Annotated in this window: 14 protein-coding genes, 1 tRNA gene and 1 pseudogene; 6 read left to right on the top strand and 10 right to left on the bottom strand. The window is 38.6% G+C overall.

Translation table 11 applies throughout. The annotated features are described in order from the left end of the window. The first annotated feature begins 211 nt into the window (after nucleotides 1–211). Together HCG69_RS13990 and HCG69_RS13985 are read left to right on the top strand one after the other, a co-directional pair. Nucleotides 212–1,045, top strand: a complete 834-nt coding sequence (locus HCG69_RS13990) for a sensor histidine kinase (RefSeq protein WP_255586003.1) — start codon at nucleotides 212–214, stop codon at nucleotides 1,043–1,045. Between the two features lie 2 nt (nucleotides 1,046–1,047). Further along, on the top strand, nucleotides 1,048–1,800 hold the full coding sequence (locus HCG69_RS13985; protein ID WP_221650539.1) for a LytTR family DNA-binding domain-containing protein: 753 nt from the start codon (nucleotides 1,048–1,050) through the stop codon (nucleotides 1,798–1,800). Between the two features lie 43 nt (nucleotides 1,801–1,843). Here the strand turns inward: HCG69_RS13985 and HCG69_RS13980 are convergent, their stop codons facing one another. Then, nucleotides 1,844–3,904, bottom strand: a complete 2,061-nt coding sequence (locus HCG69_RS13980; RefSeq protein WP_221650538.1) for a UvrD-helicase domain-containing protein — start codon at nucleotides 3,902–3,904, stop codon at nucleotides 1,844–1,846. Nucleotides 3,905–4,042: 138 nt separating this feature from the next. Between HCG69_RS13980 and HCG69_RS13975 the strand changes: the two genes are divergently transcribed. Beyond that, the gene (locus HCG69_RS13975; protein ID WP_221650537.1) at nucleotides 4,043–4,627 is read left to right on the top strand and encodes a phosphoglycerate mutase family protein; all 585 of its coding nucleotides are present in this window, start codon (nucleotides 4,043–4,045) and stop codon (nucleotides 4,625–4,627) included. Between the two features lie 16 nt (nucleotides 4,628–4,643). On the opposite strand, the gene HCG69_RS13970 is transcribed toward HCG69_RS13975, so the two are convergent. Beyond that, nucleotides 4,644–5,411, bottom strand: a complete 768-nt coding sequence (locus HCG69_RS13970; protein ID WP_221650536.1) for a LuxR C-terminal-related transcriptional regulator — start codon at nucleotides 5,409–5,411, stop codon at nucleotides 4,644–4,646. 235 nt (nucleotides 5,412–5,646) lie between these two features. On the opposite strand from HCG69_RS13970, the gene HCG69_RS13965 reads away from it, so the two are divergent. Beyond that, entirely contained in the window at nucleotides 5,647–6,087 is a 441-nt protein-coding gene (locus tag HCG69_RS13965) for a DUF6078 family protein (RefSeq protein WP_221650535.1), read from the top strand. Continuing rightward, complete coding sequence (locus tag HCG69_RS13960; protein ID WP_221650534.1) at nucleotides 6,077–6,217, top strand: hypothetical protein; 141 nt, start codon at nucleotides 6,077–6,079, stop codon at nucleotides 6,215–6,217. The genes HCG69_RS13965 and HCG69_RS13960 overlap by 11 nt, the downstream gene beginning before the upstream one ends. A 123-nt stretch (nucleotides 6,218–6,340) precedes the next feature. Here HCG69_RS13960 and HCG69_RS13955 read toward each other — a convergent pair whose 3' ends face one another. From HCG69_RS13955 to HCG69_RS13940, 4 genes and pseudogenes are all read right to left on the bottom strand, one after another. Further along, a complete protein-coding gene (locus HCG69_RS13955; protein WP_221650533.1) occupies nucleotides 6,341–12,019 on the bottom strand; it encodes a C10 family peptidase in 5,679 nt (1,892 codons plus the stop codon). A 495-nt stretch (nucleotides 12,020–12,514) separates the two neighbouring features. Further along, nucleotides 12,515–12,587, bottom strand: a tRNA-Phe gene (locus HCG69_RS13950). A gap of 443 nt (nucleotides 12,588–13,030) precedes the next feature. Then, nucleotides 13,031–14,569: a M20/M25/M40 family metallo-hydrolase gene (locus tag HCG69_RS13945; protein ID WP_221650532.1), complete on the bottom strand. Its 1,539-nt coding sequence runs from the start codon at nucleotides 14,567–14,569 to the stop codon at nucleotides 13,031–13,033. A 23-nt stretch (nucleotides 14,570–14,592) separates the two neighbouring features. Next, nucleotides 14,593–14,910 (bottom strand): annotated as a pseudogene (locus HCG69_RS13940) (MarC family protein); the annotation flags it as partial. Between the two features lie 285 nt (nucleotides 14,911–15,195). Between HCG69_RS13940 and HCG69_RS13935 the strand changes: the two are divergent. Beyond that, nucleotides 15,196–16,176 carry a linear amide C-N hydrolase gene (locus HCG69_RS13935; protein ID WP_221650530.1) on the top strand — a complete coding sequence of 327 codons (981 nt, stop codon included), beginning with the start codon at nucleotides 15,196–15,198 and terminating at the stop codon, nucleotides 16,174–16,176. A 183-nt stretch (nucleotides 16,177–16,359) separates the two neighbouring features. Here HCG69_RS13935 and thiL read toward each other — a convergent pair whose 3' ends face one another. From thiL to sppA, 4 genes are all read right to left on the bottom strand, one after another. After that, nucleotides 16,360–17,394 (bottom strand): thiamine-phosphate kinase, encoded by a 1,035-nt coding sequence (gene thiL / locus HCG69_RS13930; protein ID WP_221650529.1) that lies wholly within the window; start codon nucleotides 17,392–17,394, stop codon nucleotides 16,360–16,362. 104 nt (nucleotides 17,395–17,498) lie between these two features. Continuing rightward, nucleotides 17,499–18,308 (bottom strand): purine-nucleoside phosphorylase, encoded by an 810-nt coding sequence (locus tag HCG69_RS13925; RefSeq protein WP_002562171.1) that lies wholly within the window; start codon nucleotides 18,306–18,308, stop codon nucleotides 17,499–17,501. Continuing rightward, nucleotides 18,247–19,377, bottom strand: coding sequence for a tetraacyldisaccharide 4'-kinase (lpxK, locus tag HCG69_RS13920; RefSeq protein ID WP_221650528.1), 1,131 nt, complete (start codon nucleotides 19,375–19,377; stop codon nucleotides 18,247–18,249). Before lpxK ends, HCG69_RS13925 begins: the two co-directional genes overlap by 62 nt. Nucleotides 19,378–19,387: 10 nt before the next feature. Next, entirely contained in the window at nucleotides 19,388–21,166 is a 1,779-nt protein-coding gene (gene sppA, locus HCG69_RS13915) for a signal peptide peptidase SppA (protein WP_221650527.1), read from the bottom strand. Nucleotides 21,167–21,583 lie beyond the last annotated feature (417 nt).

The raw sequence follows: 21,583 nt of genomic DNA, 5'->3' as shown, positions 1-21,583 counted from the left end.
AATACGTTAACTTTGCAGCATGAAAATTGATTGGATTAAGAACGATAAATATATTATTTTCCCATTTTGGATAATGATATTCTTTATTTTTTTGCTTCAGGTTATGCCGCAGACGCAGTCTGTAGTAGAATCCGTTTTGTTTTCAACTTCATTTGTACTTATCATATGCCCTATTGCAAATTATTTAAGTGGACCTCTTTTGTTAAAGGCAATGAAACAAAAGAGAGCAAGGACATTTACCATCCAGTTCTTTTCTTTTTCCATGCTTATTGGGATACTTTTTCTCGCATGTATTTATTTCTTTTTCCATCTCGAGAGAACAGGTGTATTTCCATATTCCCATTATTTTGATTTAACAGATCTGAAACCTTATGTTCTTTTTGTTCCTCTTTCGGCGGGAGTCATTATAAATATTACGATATGTGGACTACGTTTCTTTCTTGAATACATCAAATCACAAAAGATACTTGTTGAATATCAACTCCGCACTTTACAGCACCAGGTGACTCCGCATTTTATGTTTAACGTATTAAATCATATCCATATCCTGATGCAGACGGATGTGGAGTTGGCATCCGATTTGCTGATAAAATATTCGGATATATTACGCTATCAACTATACAATGGGGATAAACAAAGCGTAACTTTGGAACAGGATATACGGTTTTTAAAAGATTTTATCGCTGTAGAAGAAGTCCGTTGGGGTGACAAAGTAGTGGTAACTTGCTCGTGGGAAGTGGAGGATCCACAAAGAGAGATTCCTGCATTGCTTTTTATCACATTCGTTGAAAATGCATTTAAGCATGTCTCGAAATCTGATTTTGAGAAAGGATATATCAACATTTATTTTAAACAGGAGAAAGATAGAATCTGCATGGATGTTGGGAACTCGAAATCAATATTACCTAAGAAAAAAAAGATTGGAGGAGGATTGGGCCTTAAAAATATAAAAGAACGTCTCGAGATATTGTATTTCGGGAATTATCATTTGTTGATAGAAGAAACTGATACCGATTATCGGACTAAACTTATAATTAATATTTGAGAATGGCAGAGATTATAATGAAACGTAAAGGGGTATATAAGATGAAGTGTCTGGTTGTTGATGATGAATCAATTGCAATAAAAGGAATTGTCAATTACATTGGCAGGCTGGACTTTCTGGAAATTGCCGGTTCTTGTTCATCCGCATTAGAAGCGGCAGATATTCTTAAGACGAAAGAAGTAGATCTTATGTTTCTGGATATCAATATGCCACACCTGTCAGGGCTTGAATTTTTAGAATCTTTAGAGAAACCGCCGCTGACAATTATAACTACAGCCTACTCAGAGTATGCACTTGACGGTTTTCGGCTGCATGTTGTCGATTATCTAATGAAACCCATCGCCTTTCAGCGTTTCTTTCAAGCTGTGTCAAAAGCTCAAAGTATGTTCCTTTCTCAGCTGGTATTACAGAATGAGCATGAAGAAGCTAAATCTAATATGTATGTCCGGCAGGGAGATGCTTTCCAACGGATTGCCTGGGGAGATATTCTCTATGCAGAAGGAATGCAGAATTATGTGAAACTATACTTCAAAGACAAAGTTCTAACTATTCATCAGACAATGGTTTCTCTGGAAGGGATATTACCTAAAGAGTCTTTCTTCAGAATACACCGTTCTTTTCTTGTCAACATATCCTATATCGATTTGATATCCGGAGGCCGCCTGTTTATCAATGGGAAGGAGCTACCTGTCTCAAAACAGAGGCGTGAAGAATTGCTCAATACAGTTGTCTATAAAAATCTGATAAGTAAATGATTGATATCTCTGTAAATTCGATTGTGAGAAGAGTTACCAGAATTTAAGGAACAAGTTTACTCAGCTTTCCGCAATAAGTTATTGTTAATTTATGCATAGCTCTTGTTACTGCTACATAAAGCATACTTTTATCAATTGCCGAACAATAGTTTTTGTCATCCACCTGTGGTATGATGACTTCGTCAAACTCCAGTCCTTTCGCCATGTGCGACGAAGTGATGAGGATACCTTTTACAAAAGTCGAACTTTGGTTCGACAGGAAATAAACATTTTCTATGTGTGCCTGAAGTTTTTCTGCAAGGGATTTTGCCTGAATTTCCGTTTTACATACAATCCCAAGTGACTTATAATTTGATTTCTTGAAAGTGAATATTAAATCTGTAATACCGGATATCTCTTCTTCTGTATTTCTGTATTGAAGAATCACCGGTTGTTTACCATGTCTTATGACAGGTTCTAACTCTTCATTGGGCAGAATTTTTTGTGCAAAACTGGTAATTTCAAAAGTAGAACGATAACTTTTGCATAGTTTCATCACTTCTCCCGTTGTAAATACTCTTTGAATCATATCAGTAGTGGATGAGCCATAGGGATTGACAGATTGGGATGCATCACCCAGAATCGTCTTCCGGCAAGGATAAAGTTTTTGAATGACTTTATACTGTATAGGAGAATAATCCTGCATTTCGTCTATCAGGATATGCTTGACATGGCTGTGAGTTTTTTTTCCCTCCAATGCTATATGCAGGTATGCTAAAGGAGCTAAATCAGAATATTCCAACGTATGACTTTTGCGCATCCTGAACATTTCGCTTTTTCCTGCCCATTCAAAAAAGTTCTTATAAACCTGAATGTCGTTATTACCGGCAAACATTTTTCTTACTTCTTTTTTCAACAGATTTTTCTCTGCGGTAGTAACTGTAAAATTGTATTTGATTGTCATCATTTCCAGAATATAATCGGTCATTGTCTCAAAACGTTGGCGCATTGGGTAGCGGCTGAATCGCTTGAATTGTTCATCAATAAATTCGGCCGGAATAGTAATGTGTCTGGTTAGTTTTACGTCTGTTGCTCTGAAATAGTTATTTTCCATATATAGAATAAACTTATCAAGTAGTGAGATGAAATCAAATGAAGCCTTATACTGTATTCTTTCGATAAATTCTCCCGTAGGCTTTCCAAGTAATTCTGTTACTTGTTCAAAGAAGTTCTGATATTTGTATTTGTTACCGAGTACATCCGAAAGAATATATCCCATACTGGTTTCGGGAACAGTCTCCTCACCAAGTTCCGGGAGTACATTAGAGATGTAATCGGCAAAAACTTTGTTGGGCGAAACCACCAATATGTTTTTGGAGGAAATATCTCCTTTCAGTGTATAAAGAAGATAAGCGATGCGATGTAAGGCGATGGAGGTTTTACCCGATCCGGCAACTCCTTGTATGATAAGTACGTGTGCATCTTCATTACGAATAATACGGTTCTGTTCCCGCTGAATGGTTGTGACAATGTTTTTCATTTTGTCATCAGCATTCGAACTTAGTTCTTTCTGTAAAATATCGTCATGTACAGTCAGAGAGCTTTCAAGCATATATTCCATTTTGCCATTGCGGATACGGTACTGACGTTTCAGCAAAATCTCTCCGCTTATTTCACCCAAAGGGGATGAATACGTAGCTTTTCCCAGTTCATTGTCGTAAAACATACCTGCGATGGGAGCTCTCCAGTCATATATCCGGTTTATCTTTTTGTTGGTGTCATAAAATGTGTGTATTCCTATATAAACCGGTATTGTCTGGCTTTTCTCCCTTTCTTCTTTAAAATCTATCCGGCCGAAGTAAGGAATGCCTACTATTTTACTCAGTCTTTTGCGCTTGTCAATTACACTTTCACCCAATGCAAAATGATTTAAGATACTTTCCCTCATAGAACGAATTTCATGTGGATCAATATCTTTATTTGACCATAAATACTCTTTGTACTCCTGTAATGTATCTACGTGTTCTTTCACTGATACACTCGTATTATTAATCACGTCATTGAGGGTGTTGATTATCTCCTGCAAATATTCTTTCTCTTGCTCTTCTGTTTTATTAAATACCATAACTCTTTCATTATTATATTAAAACGGTCTGAAAAGGCAGCAAAGTTAGTTCATTCCATTGGGGGGATAAATAGTTATTTATAGCTATATATCCAGCCTTTTTTCTACTTTTGCACACTTTACTTCAAATGCGGAAAGATGGATATTCTTGATATGGCGGGCCGGAACCAGCAAAAAGCCTGGGAGATAATAGAGAGTACCGGTGTTATCCCGATATGGGAAAGTATTGGTGCAAAAGTGAATTTGGTGGGTTCCTTGAGTACAGGGTTATTGATGAAACACCGGGATATTGATTTGCATATTTATACCTCACCTTTGACTTTGACTGACAGTTTCCGGGCAATGGCGAAACTTTCAGAAAATATAGCTATAAAGAAGATTGAGTGTGTAAATCTTCTGCACACAGTTGAAGCCTGTGTGGAGTGGCATGCCTGGTATCAGGATTCTGAGAGTGAACTTTGGCAGATTGATATGATTCATATCCGGAAGGGCTCCCGATATGATGGTTATTTTGAAAGAGTGGCAGAACGTTTGAGAACTGTTTTAACTGACGAAACAAGGCTGGCTATTTTGAACTTGAAGTATGAAACTCCTGATACGGAAAAGATTATAGGGATAGAATATTATCAGGCTGTTATTCGGGATGGAGTAAGAAGTTATGCGGAATTTGAGGTATGGCGGCAAGAGCATCCGGTTACAGGCATTGTAGAATGGATGCCATGATGTGTTGATATGAGATTTAACTCAACAGCCCCAGTTTCAATCCGGTATTAATGGCTTCAATAGAATTTTGTACACCTAATTTATGTAATAGATTCTGCCGGTGAATATGAACCGTATGGATACTGATACAAAGTTTGTCGGCTATCTCTTTACTTAGAAGCCCTTTCTGAATATACTGTAAGATCTCAGTTTCACGTTGCGTCAGATTTATTTGTGTTGTTGATAATAGAGAGGGAGAGAATATTTCTCCGTTTTTAAGATTCAGTACAGTACAATCTACCTGATTGGATTCCTTTTGATTGGGGGCAATATCCATATTTCCTATTATGAGCCAGGCTTTTCCGTTATGAGCCTGTTCTAAAACCTGTTGTTTGCTGATAACTCGTATATATTGTTGTCTGGCATTGCGTACCCGGAAACTATAGATATTACAATAATCATTCCTTTGTTCGATAGGCAAACCGAATATAAACTTACCAAGATCAACCTGCAACCGTTTTAGTTGTGATAAATCATCTGGATGAATGCGTGATTCTAAATAATCACCTTGTCTTTCCAATGTAGCTATCTTGTGGCTGTCATATCCCAGTAAATCTACGAAGTTGGAGGATGCGAAAGCATACCTGCATTTATAAACATCAACAACGAATGTACAGTTGTGACTTAGTTTGGACATGCGGTGAAGCATGCTTTTGTCACGTTCCCAAAGACTGTAATCAATGTCTGATGCCGATAGATGCTGCTTTGCCCACATTTCTTCCCTGGTTATATTCATTGACCTCATATAGTATAGCTATAAATTATTGTTTTTGTTCCACAAAGGTAAAATTAATCTTTAATGATGGAAATAATTATAGAGGTTAGACATTGTTTTATTACTGGGAATGGTGTAGTTTTACTTCAGCTAAGTTTTCTTTTGGACTCATTTAATGGTAGAATAAAGAAAGAATACACTTATCTTTGTATTAGTGATTGTTTGTAACCGGAATATCACAATAATGCCGGGTGATAATAAAATTATGAAGACAAAAGAAATAGATCGTTTTTCGGAAGTTCCACAAGACTATCCTCTGTGCATTAATTATCAATGTCCTCGGGCGTCTACTTGTTTGAGGCAATTAGTTGCACAGGAAGCTGCTGATAGTATAAAGTTTTTAATGATTATCAATCCGAAGCATCAAGCTACTTTGAAAAAAGATTGCCCTTATTATCGTTCAAGTACCAAAGTTCGCTTTGCCAAAGGCTTTATGAATATCATAGAGAATCTGACTCAAAAGCAAATACGGGAAGTAATTCCTCAACTGATAAATCGATTCAGTGAAAGAACATATTATCGTATTCGTAAAGGAGAGCGTTTACTCTCACCTGCCGAGCAACAAAGTGTGGTGAATATTTTAAAAAAATATGGGGCGGCCGAGCCGATCGTATTTGATGATTATATAGAGGGTTATGAGTGGTAGAGCTGGATCGTATAATGTACTTCTTGCCATCACATTGGCAGGACTCTGCCAATGTGATGGCAAGGTGTTGCCAATAGGTTGGCAAAGTCTTGCCAATACGATGGCAAAAGAGGATATCATATCTGTGTAAATATCGAATTACGCATAGGCGATTACATTAAGAAAATAATAAAAGTTGGTTATAAGGTTTTGGAAAAACTTTTATAACCAACTTTTATTATATTTCAATCCGTATTTGTCGGAAAGGTTATGATTAGAAAATCACTTTGATACCGTCGACTATGTAAATACCCGGATTAAGGAAAATTGTGTTAGAGCCGGGTTTAACGGAGATTGATATGACAGGTATTCCTGAGACGGTAAATATGTCAATATCTTGTTCCACATCCGAGATTATCACAAGATTTGAACCTTCCTTGATAAGTTTTAGTTTTTCACCTTGGAAGAGTGCCTGGTTGTCAACACCGGTTGTGATGTTTACCTTACCAACTTCAAATGAATCCTCAACTTCGGAAGTATTAGCTTTTGCATAGACCGAGAAAGGTGCGATAACAAGATTTGTTTCTTCATCGCCGATACGGTTAAATCTGTAACCTTCATCATCAAGTACGTATGTGTCAGAAGCAGCATTGGTAGAAGTATAATTACCGAACAGAGTGAAATCCCTACCTGCTTTTGCGATAGATTCCGATAGCGGAGTCATAGGTACGTCAAACGTAAGCGATTCGTCTGTTTGTGTAGCGGGTATGCCGTTCGCATAGAATGTAAAGTTGATTGAATCATCCACTTCTCCGTTGAGATGTATCATATACGGTTTATTTGCTTCAATTGAAGGTTGGTTTTCGAGTATTGTAGCGTTGTCGTTGAATGACAATATACTGACTGTATGGTTACCCGAAGTACCGATGGTATAGTCATAACCTTTTCCATCGGACATGCGCGTGGGTACAAACGGTAGGACTATACCTTTCCATTCTTTGCTTTCATTTCCGGATGGGTAGTTCAGTTCAACTGACAGTGAGATGGTCTTCTCACCGAGATTAAAGCTTGCCGGAGCATTGAAAGCATAACCGTCAGTGAGGACGATGTCGGTTGAAGCCACCCGCGTACCACCACTGTTGACCACAATGTTTGACTTCGAAGAGATTGATTTTTCCAAACCTTCTGCAACATATATTATACAGTTGGGATTTATACCCTCAAACGATTGATCGTTTATGCCTGCGGTATTACGTACACGGGTAGAGCCTTGCTCCTTGTCAGACTGTGAGTTTCCGAAAAGCGTGATACTCGTCAACGAAGAACATCCGTCAAAAGCTCCGGCGTCTATCGCATCGACCGAATTGAGTGTCAGCGATTCGAGTTGCGAACAGCCGGCGAACGCATTTTTTCCTATAGAGGTAACGTTTTCCGGAATCACTACATTTGTGAGGTTTTCCATTCCGGCAAATGCATTTGAAGGTATTTCGCTGTTTTCGATGGCAGACATGTCAATGGTTTCCAGAGACGTGAAGTTTTCACGTATGTGTTCAAAGGCCGTATCGGTCATTTCTCCCGACAATCCGAGTTCAACAATCCCATCGGCTTCTTCTTTATCAATATGGATCACTTCTTCCGGTTTGAGAACCGCACCTTCAACAGGAACCATCGTGATTTCAACTTCCATATCCGACTGTAGGTTAGTGATCACATAAATACCGTTTTCATCCGGAAGAACAACTTCACCGGCTATTTTGACTTTAGGAGTCATACTCGGAGTTTCGGAAACGACAGTAAACTTGTAATCGCAACCTTCCTTATAGAGGGTCTTATGATCTTTAGAGCCTTCAATAAACAGAGACATATTCACATCTTTCCACACGTTTGCCTCATTGAGAGCTACAAAGTTGATTTTAGATTTTCCTGAGGCATCCTTGAATTTAATTTCGTAATGGAACACCACATCGATGGTATGGTTCTGCGGACAAGTCAAGTATTGAGGATCTGTTACATAACCGTAGAATTTCACTTGGTAATAACCACCGGGATTGAAAGCACTGGGGTCAAGCGGGGCCAGTTGAGCCGTTACATCCTGTTTGTTGTCATAAAGTTTAAATGCGACTTCGGGACGATAAATCGGATTAGGCTTATAAGAGGTCGGTTTGAAATTGGGTAAACCAAGCATTACGGTTTTAGTTGCACTTCCCACAGGCCCTTCAATCTTGGCCAACGGTTCTCTTGCCGAATATTGGAAAGTTCTGTCCGGGTCGATCTGAATGTTATAGAACACTTTTGAAGTTGTATGTTGGAGTTCTTTCCAGAATTCACTGTTCGCATATGCCGATTCAGTGCCTTGGGGAACTTCAAGAGTTATGTTGGCGCTATTCATTGGGAACGGATTACTTTTCAGTTGTACCGGAGTTTTTGACAGAGCTACTATTTTTTCAAGTTTAATACAGGTTGCGAAAGCACCGCTTCCGATATGGGTTACTGTCTCCGGAATTGTTATTTCCTTAATATTCATGCAGCGATAAAATGCACTTGCCTCTATACTCTTCAGATTCTTAGGTAGAAGGATAGTTGACAAAGCTGTTGCTTTCGTCGGATTTGATGACGTAAAAGCATTGGTAGGTAGTGAGTTAGGAGTAGGCGAACTTTTTATTGTCACATCGGTCAAGTCAAGAGCTACAAGTTTGGCTGCATTGTCCTGCAATGTTTTAAAATCAGCGGCATTCATCTCACCTATTAATTTGAGACGTGAAGGAAAGGCAAGAGAAGTCTTTGAGGCGAGTTCTCCTGCATTGAGATTGATTGCTGTATAAGTTTCGTCTCCGGCAGCCACTACTTGTATGGTTATGTCAAGATCTTCACGTACACTTTCAACCTTTATTTGGGCTACTCCCTGACGATCAGCCACAATCTTACCATTGATCGACACCGTTACTGCGTCAGCAACAGAAACCGGCATGATCTTACATGTAAAGTCCATACCATGGACGATCTGATCAATAGCCCCCTGGATAGTGGCCCCCTGAACAGAAGATGGCATAGTGATCTTGTGGTACAACACCTCATTGCCTACGGCCTTGATTGAATCTTTCACGTTTTCATTTATTCCTTTGACGAGATGCCATTCTTTTTTGTTGTACGAAGTTGCGACACGTACAAGATTACCCTCACGTACCGAAGCTTCTTTCACCTGACAGCTGAAGCTACATGGCAGGTCGCCATAATTCGTTCCTGAGTTAGTAAACACAGGCGAAATGAATTCTTTAATAGCACCATTAGCATCCGTAAGCACGGCAGCATAGAACATCGAGGCGTCATCCTGAGGAATAGCCAATGCGTTGGCACGTATGGTAAATGTCTTGCCGGAAATAACATTGATTACGTCGGTTACCAGTCCTACACCACCCCTTGAATCAGTTAACTTCCACGAAGATATGCGAGTTGTAGGTTGTGGCTGAACAAAATTAGCGTGAATCATAGTGTTGGCGTTGACGGCGATGGTATATCGGTTATCGGTTCCGGCATTCAATTTGGTTGTATTGGCGAAAACTTCCATTTTGGCATCACCAAAACGATTGTCAGTTTCAACGGTGAATGAGAACAATGAACCGGGTGTCACTTCAAGACTTTCGGAATCAGGAGTGATCTTTACACCTTCTGTCTCTTCAAGAACAATCATATAAGAAGAAGCCGGAGCAGAGTTTTCCTCAACAATCTCTTTGAAATCCTGCCAGTTCTCCTTTGACGAATATGCTGTTTTTGTGTTAACCGGTACCACAAGTTTAGATTTAGGTGTCCCTGTGAACACACACCAATTGATCCATGCCGGCGATTGACGGCGTACAATGACTTCTCTCAGACTGCTGCAATTTAAGAATATATTATATTCGTAAGTACCCACTGATGCCGGAATTTCGATTTTTTGCAGACCAGTGGCATTGAAACAGCCATTTTTCAAAATGGTGAGAGACTTTGGCAACTCAATATGTTGTAACGAATAGTAGCCGCTGAATGCTTTAGTGGGAATGGCATTAGCAGGATTCGAACCATTGGCTACTATGTTCACACCAGAAATATCAAGCATGGTTAGCTTCATACGTTCGCGTATAAATGTGAAATCACGGACGTCGATCGTTCCATAAAGTGTCAGTTCCTTAATCGTTCCGGCATCGGCTTCACTGATAAGCTTCTCAAGGTTACCGGCAGTTACCCATAGATTGCGTTTATTCACTACATCCTCCATTGACTGTACGATAATACGGATTTGCTGGTCAGTGGTGACATTTTCAATTTTGTAAACATTATCGGTACTTGGAGCCAGGATGAATCCGTTTGCTTTGACTGTTATAACCTTGTCGGGGGAAGCGGATTGGACCTTAAATGTGTAGTCACGGCCTTTGATTACTTTTACATCGGCATACGATATGATAGCTCCGTCTACGTTGATCGGTATGTCAATTGAAAAATACGGTATGGAATTGTTTTTTGCTTTAATCTCATTTATTGTGATAAGGTCACCGGTAACCGGTAACCACTCGTCAGAGCCGTTGGCTATAGTGACCATACGAATTATATCATCATTAGCGACAACGGTTTCGGCAGGTACCGAACATGCAAAATCAGAATAAAGTCTTGGCGTCATCACCTGCATTGCTTGAAGTGATAGTCCTTTACCATCATGCAGTAATGTTTTCAATTTCCCATTAGCAGAGAAAAGAGCCACAGAAATTTTTCCTGAGAAATTTTCATATGAAACGTTTTTAAAGGCACCAGCTCTTATGGTGAACTTCATATCGGGGCTGATATCTACTGCGTCGGAAGTTATACCGATCTGACGTTCGTCGGCTGTGATATGAACAGGTGACCATTTGACAGCTGTTTCGGTGGGCTTGATATTATAGATGATAGTGGTCTGGTCGTTGAAACTGTGTGATGTACTTACAGTTGGGTTGAGAGCATCGGAAGAAAAATAACCGTTGGCCGAACCACCCCAGCCCCAATTGATGTGGAAATAAGGTACTGAACCTTTTATCTCATATCCGTCGCACACAAAAGCATGACCTACTGAGACATCTTGACCACTATAGATCACTGGTCGTCCGGCATTGATCTCGTCAACAATTATGGCATCCCATACAGTTCGGTCGGTTTCCGAACGCTTTTTATAGGATACCCCTGGGTCATATCCGAAAAATGATATAAGGGCGGCAGGAACACGCACTTCAAAAGCACTCGAACCATACATTCCGAAATCTGTTTTTATCGATATAGCACAATGAGCCATCAGTGTAGCTACAGCATCAGCTTCAGCTGTAGAATATCCAAAACGATAGTTGTCCATCCTCATATTGCCCCAATCATATTGGACATTGAAATCCGTACCGTCAAGTGAACCGTTACCCATTGAGGGATAATTATAATATTTCATAACGGTAGCCATAGCGGTTCCGACACAACCAACGAGGCGGCGGTTAGGTATCTGACCGTTGAATGGAGCTTCCTGACTCCATTCTGGAGTTTTGATAGACTTTGTCAGTGAAGTTTGCATACTTACACGCTTGCGAAGCTCGGTGATATTATTTCCAACCGGTTTTACAGCATTGTTAAGCATCATCGTAGTGACATCAGATATTTCATCCGGTATATATAAAGACTCATAAGAGTATCCCACAACCGGGATTGCCTTGTCATCGGCTGATATGATGATAAATCCACGACCATCCTTGGCATTAAACACATAATAAGCAGGTGTCCCGTCACTTTTTTGTGATGTATACGCCAATTCAAAAGCATCGGGATTACTTAGTCTCGAAATGTTACCAGCATTAAAAAAATTAGCAGCGGCTTCAGCAGCTTCTTCTATAGTCAACATTTTGGCATGGAGGCTGTACGGGTAAACAGCACACACTAGAAGAAGCAGTACTTTTAAAAACTGTTTCAGCATAAGATAAATAGCTTTTAATTAAGTTATAAATAATATAAATGTTTAATATGAATTCAGCTAAAATACGAGCTGATTGGAATGTGCAAAGTCTTTATTATTAGTATTTTATGTTATTGATAAAACATATAGTTCTTTCCATAAGCTATTACGGGGCGCGAATTTAACTATATTTTTATAACAAACCATCTGATGTATTTGTTAAAAAACACAAATGACTATGCGGGGTGTTGATGTAACCTCAGAGATATACTTTGTATAAACAATTGATATTTGATAGTGGCATTAGGCTTTTTTGATAATTCAATTAAATTTCCGGTAACATTCGCTTACGGGATGTTTGCCATTTAATAGTGTTTTAGACTTGTATACACAAAATGTTAATGTCCGTGTCCATAAGAAAACTGGTTTAACTTTCAGTTTAAATCATGAGGTAAATAGGTAGATATATAAACAAAAAAGAGAGCTACTATGTTGAGTAACTCTCTTTTTTACAAGTGGTGCCACCAGGAATCGAACCGGGGACACAAGGATTTTCAGTCCTTTGCTCTACCAACTGAGCTATGGCACCTTTCTTATTTGCGATTGCAAAGGTAGCGAAAGTTTTTTTATCTTGCAAGAGGAGGAGAAATAAAAAACACTGATAAATAGCTACAGTGTTTATTATCAATTATCTATTTGATGAAAATATTTCATTTTATTGAAAAGAATATTTGGTTTATGGCTTATTCATTGAGTATATTACTTGTTGTGTTGTAGGTTATCGGAACGGTAACTATATTTTTCTATAGTCTCCTAATGAAATGCTACTGATATATGTATAAGGGAGATAAATCATTGGATAATTCATTTATATATAAGATATTATAATGTAACTATATTTATAGAAGAAAAGTAATAGCCATTGTCTTTTATAACATTATCCATAGGGGGGAAGGCTATCCCAAAATTAAATTTTAAGATAGCCTTTTATTTACTAGTGTAGAAATTCTTTCTGGTTATAAGAATCAATGTCTAATAAGTTTTTAGTAACTCCTTAAAATACCATTGTATTTTTCCAAAATTCTCTAATGATATATATTCGTTCTCATTGTGTATTGTACGTTGTTCGTACTGATTCAGACATATAGGCATGAAGCGGTAAATATCATTACTTACTGTTTGATATTTATAAGAGTCTGTACCACCGATTGTTATATAAGAAGTAACTATCGCGTCAGGGTAGATCTTATTTACTTTTTCTTTTATAATTTCAAAGCCTCTTACGTTTTCCGGAGAAATATTTGAGGGGGCACGTTGAGAAATTACCTCTATGGCGATATCGTAACCTTCACATAGTTTTTTCACATGTTCTATGACACCAGAAACTGAATCACCTGGTAAGATGCGGAAATTTACCGTTACTTCTGCTTCGGAAGCCAGAACATTTGGAGCATCACTACCTTTAGCCATTGTTACAGCTGTAGTTGTGCGAACCAGTGCATTGGATGCAGGAGATTTTTCCATTGTTCTCAGTAATAACGGTCTGAGTAACCATTGGTTTGCTATTGTCATACGGGAAAAGAATCCCATCTCATTTCCGACATTATCAAAGAAGGTTGCAATTGGGGAAATAATTTGTGCAGGGAACTGGTCACTGTTCAGTTTCTCAATGATTTCTGCTGCATAGATTAACGAACTTTTTTTCGGAGGCATAGAAGAATGTCCTCCCATTCCTTTTACTGTAAGACGTAAAGTAAGGAAGCCTTTTTCTCCGGTTCCAACTAGGCCTAATGGAACTTTAATAGACTCTATAGCTGAACTTGGAGCAGCAATAATACCCCCTTCGTCATAAATAGCGTCAAAATTCAGTTCTTTATTTTTGAAATACTCTGCTATTTTTACAGCTCCTTGACGTCCACTTACTTCTTCATCATGTCCGAAAGCAAACCAGATATCTCTTTCTGGCTGAAAACCTTCAGCAATTAAATTATCAGCTCCTTCCATTAATGAAAAGAGCATACATTTCATGTCGAGCGTTCCACGTCCGTAGATACGGCCATTTATTACAGCTCCTGAAAATGGTGGATAATCCCATTTGGTAGCATAAGACTGAATTGGAGGTAACGGTTTGTCATTCAACTGAAAAATGGTATCAGCAGGAATCATAGTAGATGGATCATAGCCGGCTACGGGTACAACATCATAATGCGATAAGAATAAAACCGGTTTCAAATTACCGTTTTTTCCCTTCCAATGAAAGATCATGCCATATGTATTAATGGTATCTGTGTCCATTACTTTATATACCTCAGAATAAGAATCGGACAGATATTTCATGAATTCTCCGAAAGGTTTGAAATTGGTTTCTTCATAGAACTCATTACTAATGGTTGGAATACGTATTCCACCGACAAAACGACGTATGGCTTTTTCAGAAGGAGTAGTATTCACTACTTCTTTATTATCTCCGGTTTTTTCTATCTTCTTAAATTGATAGGTGAAAGTTCTTACTATCAGTACGAGAATAAGTATGAGAAATAAAAGTAATAAGAATGTAAAAAATCTTTTCATGGTTCATTTTTTTTAATTATATATTTTTTATCAGATTTATTTGGAGTACCGGAATTGGATAATAACTCCATTGCCGTTTTACAGATAAGTAACCCTCCTCCCAACTGAATTACAGGAATAGCCAAACCAAAGATCAATAAAAATAAATGCCTTATCACCAAAGTACCTATACCGATCAGAATATAGTTGATAATTAATTTCTGAATAGCTGTTTTGTGCTGATGATCATTCAGCTCGTTCAGAAAATCATTAACGACAAAACCATTTCCCAATGGATTTATTACCGGAAACAAAGCCATAAAAGAAAATGTAAATATAATTAAAAGGTTACTTAATATCATAATCATTATTTTCTTGATACTTTATTATATAACAACAGAATTAAAAAGTTTATCCGGATTCTTTAAATTTATTTTCTTCAATATATAAATATTGTTTTTTACTTTTCTCTTATTTACTTATTAATTAAGGAGAATATTAGATTTCAATAACTTAATTCTAACGTTTTTTGATAGACTTTTTTGTTCTTATTACGAATGATAGCTATATTTTATGGTAGGAGTTCGGTTTGATTGAATTTCATGAATTAATAGCCAATAAATGAACCATTAACTAAAACTTTAATTATGTGTACAAGAGTAGTTTATTCAGGAACAAATGGGATGGTAGCAACCGGTCGCTCTATGGACTGGAAAACAGAAATGCATAGTAACCTTTGGGCATTTCCAAAAGGAATGATGCGTAACGGAGAAGCTGGAACAAATTCGTTGAAGTGGACGTCGAGATATGGAAGCGTAGTAACCTCTGCTTTTGAAATTGCCAGTACGGATGGGATGAATGAGAAAGGGCTAGTTGCCAATTTACTTTGGTTACCCGAAACACAATATCCGGTAAGAGATAAAAATAAACCGGGGCTTGCTATAACAGCGTGGGTACAATATATGCTGGATAATTTTGCAACAGTGGAAGAGGCCGTTTCTTATATTGATGAAGATACCTTTCAGGTGGTATCAGATATGATGCCGGATGGGTCTCGTTTAGCAACATTGCATTTATCTATATCCGATGTTACGGGTGATTGTGCTATCTTTGAGTATGTAGGTGGAAGACTTACTGTATATCATAATAAAGATTATAAAGTAATGACTAATTCTCCTACTTATGACAAACAGCTGGCACTAAATGAATACTGGAAAACGATAGGAGGTTTGAGCTTTTTACCCGGAACGAATCGCGCAGCCGACCGTTTTGCCAGAGCTAGTTTCTATATTAATGCATTACCGAAAACTGATGATGAAAGGATAGCTGTTGCCAGTGTATTTAGTGTTGTCCGTAATGCCTCTGTGCCTTACGGTATATCAACTCCTGAAAGTCCCGAAATTTCTACTACACAATGGAGGACTGTTTCGGAAAGTAAAAGTCTGAGATATTTTTTTGAGTCAAGTCTGACTCCAAATACTTTTTGGGTGGATTTGCGGGATTTGGATTTCTCAGAAGGAGCTCCCGTACTTAAATTGTCTATTGCTAATGGAGAAATGTATCATGGGAATACGGCCAAAGAGTTTAAGATAGCGTTACCTTTCAAATTTATGGGAGTTAGAGGATAAAAGAATTCCGTGAAATAAAAGTGAGTTATTATAGAAAACTCTTTCAAAGAAGCTCATTTTTAAAGAATTTACCCCGCCATAGTTCTTTATGGCGGGGTAAATTTTATTGTTAAAGATGTTTTATTGGTCCAGAGATTCAATTAGTAATGCTAATCTTCAGACAGATATCTGGTGGGTTACATCCTATTTCTCTTCTTGCAATGGGTTCCAGCCTTGTGCTTTTAACTCGAATTCTTGTCCGTCTCGGGTTATTAGTGCACAGCCAAGCTCTGGCTTGGTAATATGTCCTATTAATCGTACACCTTCCATTTCTGAAATCTTTTCATGGTCTGCAATAGGAACAGTGAAGAGTAGTTCATAATCCTCGCCACCATTCATGGCACAAGTCGTGAGATTCATATTAAATTCTTCTGCCATAACAGCCGTTTGATAATCAATCGGGATATGTTCTTCATATACACGGCATCCGGTATTACTTTGAGTACAGATGTGTAGCAATTCGGAAGATAACCCATCAGAGATGTCCATCATAGAGGTAGGGACAATATTAGCAGCAGCTAGCTTTTCGATGATGTCTTTGCGGGCTTCGGGTTTAAGCTGACGTTCAAGCAGATATTCTTTACCGGAAAAGTCCGGTTGAGCATTTTGTTCACCTTTAAAAACGGTTTTTTCACGTTCCAGCAATTGTAAACCCATATAGGCGCCACCAAGATCACCACTGACACAGATGAGATCTGTTTCTTTTGCACCGTTACGATAGACTATTTTATCTTTGTCTACTTCTCCGATACAAGTGATACTGATAGCCAACCCTGTCAGTGAAGAAGTAGTATCACCACCTACAATGTCTACATGATATTGTTGGCATGCCAGGCGAAGGCCAGCGTAAAACTCATCCATATCTTCCACACTGAAACGCTTGGAGAGGGCGAGGGACACGGTTATCTGTTTCGGAGTTCCGTTCATCGCATAGATATCAGAGAAGTTTACGATAGCAGATTTGTATCCGAGATGTTTGAGAGGTACATAGGTAAGGTCAAAGTGTACGCCTTCCATAAGCAGATCGGTGGTGACCAATACCTGCTTATCTGAAGGGTAGGAGAGGACGGCGGCATCATCGCCCACTCCATACTTGCTTGATTCATTTTTTAGTTCAATACCCTCAGTGAGATGCTTGATTAGGCCAAATTCACCCAGGGTTGCTATTTCTGTTCGCATCGATATATTTATAATTTACGATTTATTTCCTGTGTTTATAACCACTATTTGGTCATAAACACATGGGATTGTTTGTAATTTAAGATTGAAGTGACTTTAATTTATTAAGCGCGGTTGATAAGTTCGCGCATAATAGTTGTCATTTTCGGTTGAGCTGCATCAGCTGCTTTCTGAACTTCTTCATGTGATACTTCTACAATTTTTCCTTCTACACCCAGGTCAGTTACAACCGAAATACCAAATACTTTGATACCACAATGGTTAGCTACAATTACTTCAGGGACGGTGGACATACCTACGGCATCAGCTCCGAGGATGTGGAATAATTTGTACTCTGCAGGGGTTTCAAAGGTTGGTCCTTGTGTACCGATGTATATGCCATGCTGCACTTTTATACCTTTTTCTTTAGCTATTTCATTGGCTTTACGGATAAGCTCTTTGTCATATGCTTCGCTCATATCCGGGAAACGGGGACCATATGGAATGTTCTTGCCACGAAGCGGATGTTCGGGGAAATAGTTGATATGATCTGTGATAATCATCAGATCACCGATTTCAAAAGCGGGATTAGTACCACCACTGGCATTGGATACGAATAGTGTTTTTATTCCTAATTCACGCATTACACGTACAGGGAAAGTCACTTCCTGCATGGAGTAGCCTTCATAGTAATGGAAGCGGCCTTGCATTGCCATGATATCTTTGTTACCCAATTTGCCGAAGATTAACTTTCCGCTATGCCCTTCAACAGTAGACACAGGGAAGTTAGGAATATCTTCGTACTTTATCTCATACTTCTCAGTGATTTCATTTGCCAAACTACCAAGTCCGGTACCCAGGATGATTGCTGTCTCAGGGCTTGTATGCATCTTTCCTTTTAGAAAAGCTGCTGTTTCTTGTATTTTCTCTAACATAGCCAATAATGTGTTGGTTAAAAATATCTTGTTGATTTTGTAATATCTCTACTTCAATGGGGAGCGCATAGATATGTCTTTTTAACTCCGCATCTAATATGGGATGATGTACCAACCGGGTAGCATCTTTTTCTGTGGTGATAATCAACCGTTGTTCACCTTTCAGCTTGTCAAACCGCTGTTTAATGAGCTGCATATCATGTTGATTAAAATTATGATGATCATCAAATGACAGCAGATCTATATGCGATGTATATCTTTCCAGCTCCTGGATGATAGTAATTGGCGAGGCAATACCGGTAAGGAGCAATATCTGTGTATCTGTTTGCAGGGAAGATAACTTCTGTTCTGTTTTTCCTGCTACCTCTGGAAATACCGGTTGCAGATTTCCATAACGAAATGACGAGAAGAACAACATCTGGTATGGGAATAGGTTCAACCTTTTAGCAATGATATTGAAGTCAATGGGTTTGATGTCGGGTGGACATTTGGTAACAATAACTATTTGTGCCCGGTTCTTTCCTTGAATAGACTCGCGTAGACGGCCTGCTGGTAATAATGCATCATCACAAAACAGACGGTGATAATCCGTCAGTAAAATGTTGAATCCGGCCTTAACATAACGATGTTGGAAAGCGTCATCAAGCAAAACAACCTCGACAGGAGGATTGTCCAATGTGCAAAGCTGTTCAATGCCATGACAACGGTCTTCATCCACAGCTACCCGTATATCGGGAAATTTAGATTTTATCTGAAATGGTTCATCTCCGATACTGCGTACATTGCTTTCAGGGGTAGATAATATATATCCCTTTGTACGACGCTTATAGCCCCGGCTTAATACGGCAACCTGATATTCACGGTGAAGTAACTTTATCAGATATTCGGTATGTGGCGTTTTACCTGTTCCTCCTACGGCAATGTTGCCGATGCAGATGACAGGAACGTCAAAACTCTTTGACCGGAGGTATCCCCAGTCAAAGAGTTTGTTTCGTAAGGCTACTCCTGCTCCATAAAGGAACGAAAGAGGGTAGAGCCATTTATGTATCTTGATAAAGCTTTCTTCCATGCAGAATGGTTTACTTAATATTCAGTTCAAACGGAACACGGGCTTGTATCATAGAGCGTTCGCTTAAATTTTTCAGTAAGCTGAAATCTTTATAATAATCACCCAGTTTGCTTTTCATCAATTGTGATTCTACGTAATTGGTCGGTTTCGTATCAAGCAGAGTAGAAAGGAAATCTTTCTTTTCCGGATAAGAAACAACGGTATAACCATCGAGATTAGCTTTCTTTACAGCGATGTCGAGCGCTTTGTCTATACCACCCAGTTCGTCAACAAGGCCGAGCTTTTTTGCTGTCTCACCTGTCCATACACGGCCTTCGGCAATCTTTCCAATTGCCTCTTTGGTCATATGACGGCCTTCGGCGCAGCGGGTAAGGAATGTATCATACCCTTCGGTTATCATCATTTGCATGAGTGCTTTTTCGTCATTATTGAAAGGACGCATGAGGTTTCCGAAGTCGGCAAATTTATTGGTTTTTACTACATCATAAGTTATCCCTACTTTATCAGCAAGTTCCTTCACATTGGGCACCATACCAAAGATTCCGATAGAACCGGTCAGGGTGGTGGGTTCGGCAACAATTGTGTCGGCTACACAAGAAATATAGTAACCACCTGATGCAGCATAATCACCCATTGAAACGATAACCGGTTTTTCGGCCTTCAGCTCTTTTACGGCATGCCATATTTGTTCGGAAGCAAAAGCACTACCACCCGGAGAATTTACGCGTAATACAACTGCTTTTACATCTTTATCATCTTTAAGCTTGCGTAAGTCGCGAATTACTTTGTTGCCTACGATACCATCTTCGGAAGCAGCCGAGCCTGACTGATCTGTGATTTCTCCTGATGCATAGTAGACAGCTACAATATCACCGCTTTTATCTTTTGGAACATTCTTCTTTACGTTAATCATATCATCAAGGCCTAATATAGGCAGACGGTCGTCTTTATCAACATTTGCAAGTTGTTTGAGATAGTCGCGTACATTATTTTTATAAATAAGTGTATCTGCCAGCCCACATTTTACACTTTCTTCGGCGGGATAAAACATCAGCATGCGGTCTGCATAAGCATTCAGTGAGTCTGGTGATATATTACGAGAGGCAGATACGCCACTTACAACCTGTCCCCAGATAGAACCGATAAATTCAGTTACTTGCTCACGGTTGGCCGGGCTCATTTCAGTTGCGATAAACGGTTCGACAGCTGATTTGTAAGTGCCTACCTTAAATATTTGCATTTCGATACCTACCTTTTGCAATAAGTCTTTGTAGAATATTGGGGCGGAGGCAATTCCTCGCCATTCAATCATACCTTTTGGGTTCAGAATTACTTTATCAGCTACGCTGGACAGGTAGTAAAGTCCCTGTGTGTATCCATCGCTATAAGCTACGATAAACTTTCCGCTTTCTTTGAAGTCGGTCAATGCATTGCGAATGGCTTGTAGAGAAGCATACGGAGAACCTAATGCAGAAGCTTGGATGTAGATTCCTTTGATGTTTTCATTCTCCTTTGCTTTTTTAATGGAAGTAAGGATATCATCGAGACCATAGACATTTGAATTGTCTCCTGTGAGCATGGAGAGTACACCTTCCAGGCTTTCCTGAGTACGTTCTACCAAGGTACCATTTAGGTCGAGCATCATTACTGAGTTTTTCTTCACCACTGTTTCTGTGTCAGATGATGAAACGATTCCGAAAATCACCATAATACCGATGAAAAACAGAACAATGCTTGACAGTATGATACCTGTTACTGTAGCAAGCGTAAATTTAAAGAAATCTTTCATTGTATTTATTGTTTTTTATGCCAGCTCTTTTTAAAGCTAACAAAGATAAATAATTGAGTTGATATTTATCCCATAAGTCGCATAGTTTTTTGTTTTGTCACAGATATAAAGGAAATTAATGTTGTTTTCGGGTGATTCTTCCGCTTTTAATAATGTGATGTTGGTGTTATATAATTCAGTTCTCTCTCTATTTTTTTTATATTCTGTAAGTGATAAGTACTGATTCAAAATGAGTATACTCTATAAATACGAATTTATTAAAACGCAAATAAAGCGTAGATGATCGTAGATTTTCACGAATTAGATTGTTGTGTGATATTTGAAAACAATATTCTTTACAGAAAATCTGCGTTTATCCTTTAGATTTGCATCATAATAAATAGAGGTTGAAATATTATCTTTGTAGTTAAAACAAGT

Source organism: Bacteroides sp. K03 (genome assembly GCF_019734355.1).
Classification (GTDB): domain Bacteria; phylum Bacteroidota; class Bacteroidia; order Bacteroidales; family Bacteroidaceae; genus Bacteroides; species Bacteroides nordii.
This window is presented reverse-complemented; position numbering and strand designations above follow the sequence as displayed.

Excerpts from the sequence above, each read along its gene's own strand:
- HCG69_RS13990 (WP_255586003.1), top strand. The coding sequence starts at position 212 with ATGAAACAAAAGAGAGCAAGGACATTTACCATCCAGTTCTTTTCTTTT.
- HCG69_RS13985 (WP_221650539.1), top strand. The coding sequence starts at position 1,048 with ATGGCAGAGATTATAATGAAACGTAAAGGGGTATATAAGATGAAGTGT.
- HCG69_RS13980 (WP_221650538.1), bottom strand. The coding sequence starts at position 3,904 with ATGGTATTTAATAAAACAGAAGAGCAAGAGAAAGAATATTTGCAGGAG.
- HCG69_RS13975 (WP_221650537.1), top strand. The coding sequence starts at position 4,043 with ATGGATATTCTTGATATGGCGGGCCGGAACCAGCAAAAAGCCTGGGAG.
- HCG69_RS13970 (WP_221650536.1), bottom strand. The coding sequence starts at position 5,411 with ATGAGGTCAATGAATATAACCAGGGAAGAAATGTGGGCAAAGCAGCAT.
- HCG69_RS13965 (WP_221650535.1), top strand. The coding sequence starts at position 5,647 with ATGAAGACAAAAGAAATAGATCGTTTTTCGGAAGTTCCACAAGACTAT.
- HCG69_RS13960 (WP_221650534.1), top strand. The coding sequence starts at position 6,077 with ATGAGTGGTAGAGCTGGATCGTATAATGTACTTCTTGCCATCACATTG.
- HCG69_RS13955 (WP_221650533.1), bottom strand. The coding sequence starts at position 12,019 with ATGCTGAAACAGTTTTTAAAAGTACTGCTTCTTCTAGTGTGTGCTGTT.
- HCG69_RS13945 (WP_221650532.1), bottom strand. The coding sequence starts at position 14,569 with ATGAAAAGATTTTTTACATTCTTATTACTTTTATTTCTCATACTTATT.
- HCG69_RS13935 (WP_221650530.1), top strand. The coding sequence starts at position 15,196 with ATGTGTACAAGAGTAGTTTATTCAGGAACAAATGGGATGGTAGCAACC.
- thiL (WP_221650529.1), bottom strand. The coding sequence starts at position 17,394 with ATGCGAACAGAAATAGCAACCCTGGGTGAATTTGGCCTAATCAAGCAT.
- HCG69_RS13925 (WP_002562171.1), bottom strand. The coding sequence starts at position 18,308 with ATGTTAGAGAAAATACAAGAAACAGCAGCTTTTCTAAAAGGAAAGATG.
- lpxK (WP_221650528.1), bottom strand. The coding sequence starts at position 19,377 with ATGGAAGAAAGCTTTATCAAGATACATAAATGGCTCTACCCTCTTTCG.
- sppA (WP_221650527.1), bottom strand. The coding sequence starts at position 21,166 with ATGAAAGATTTCTTTAAATTTACGCTTGCTACAGTAACAGGTATCATA.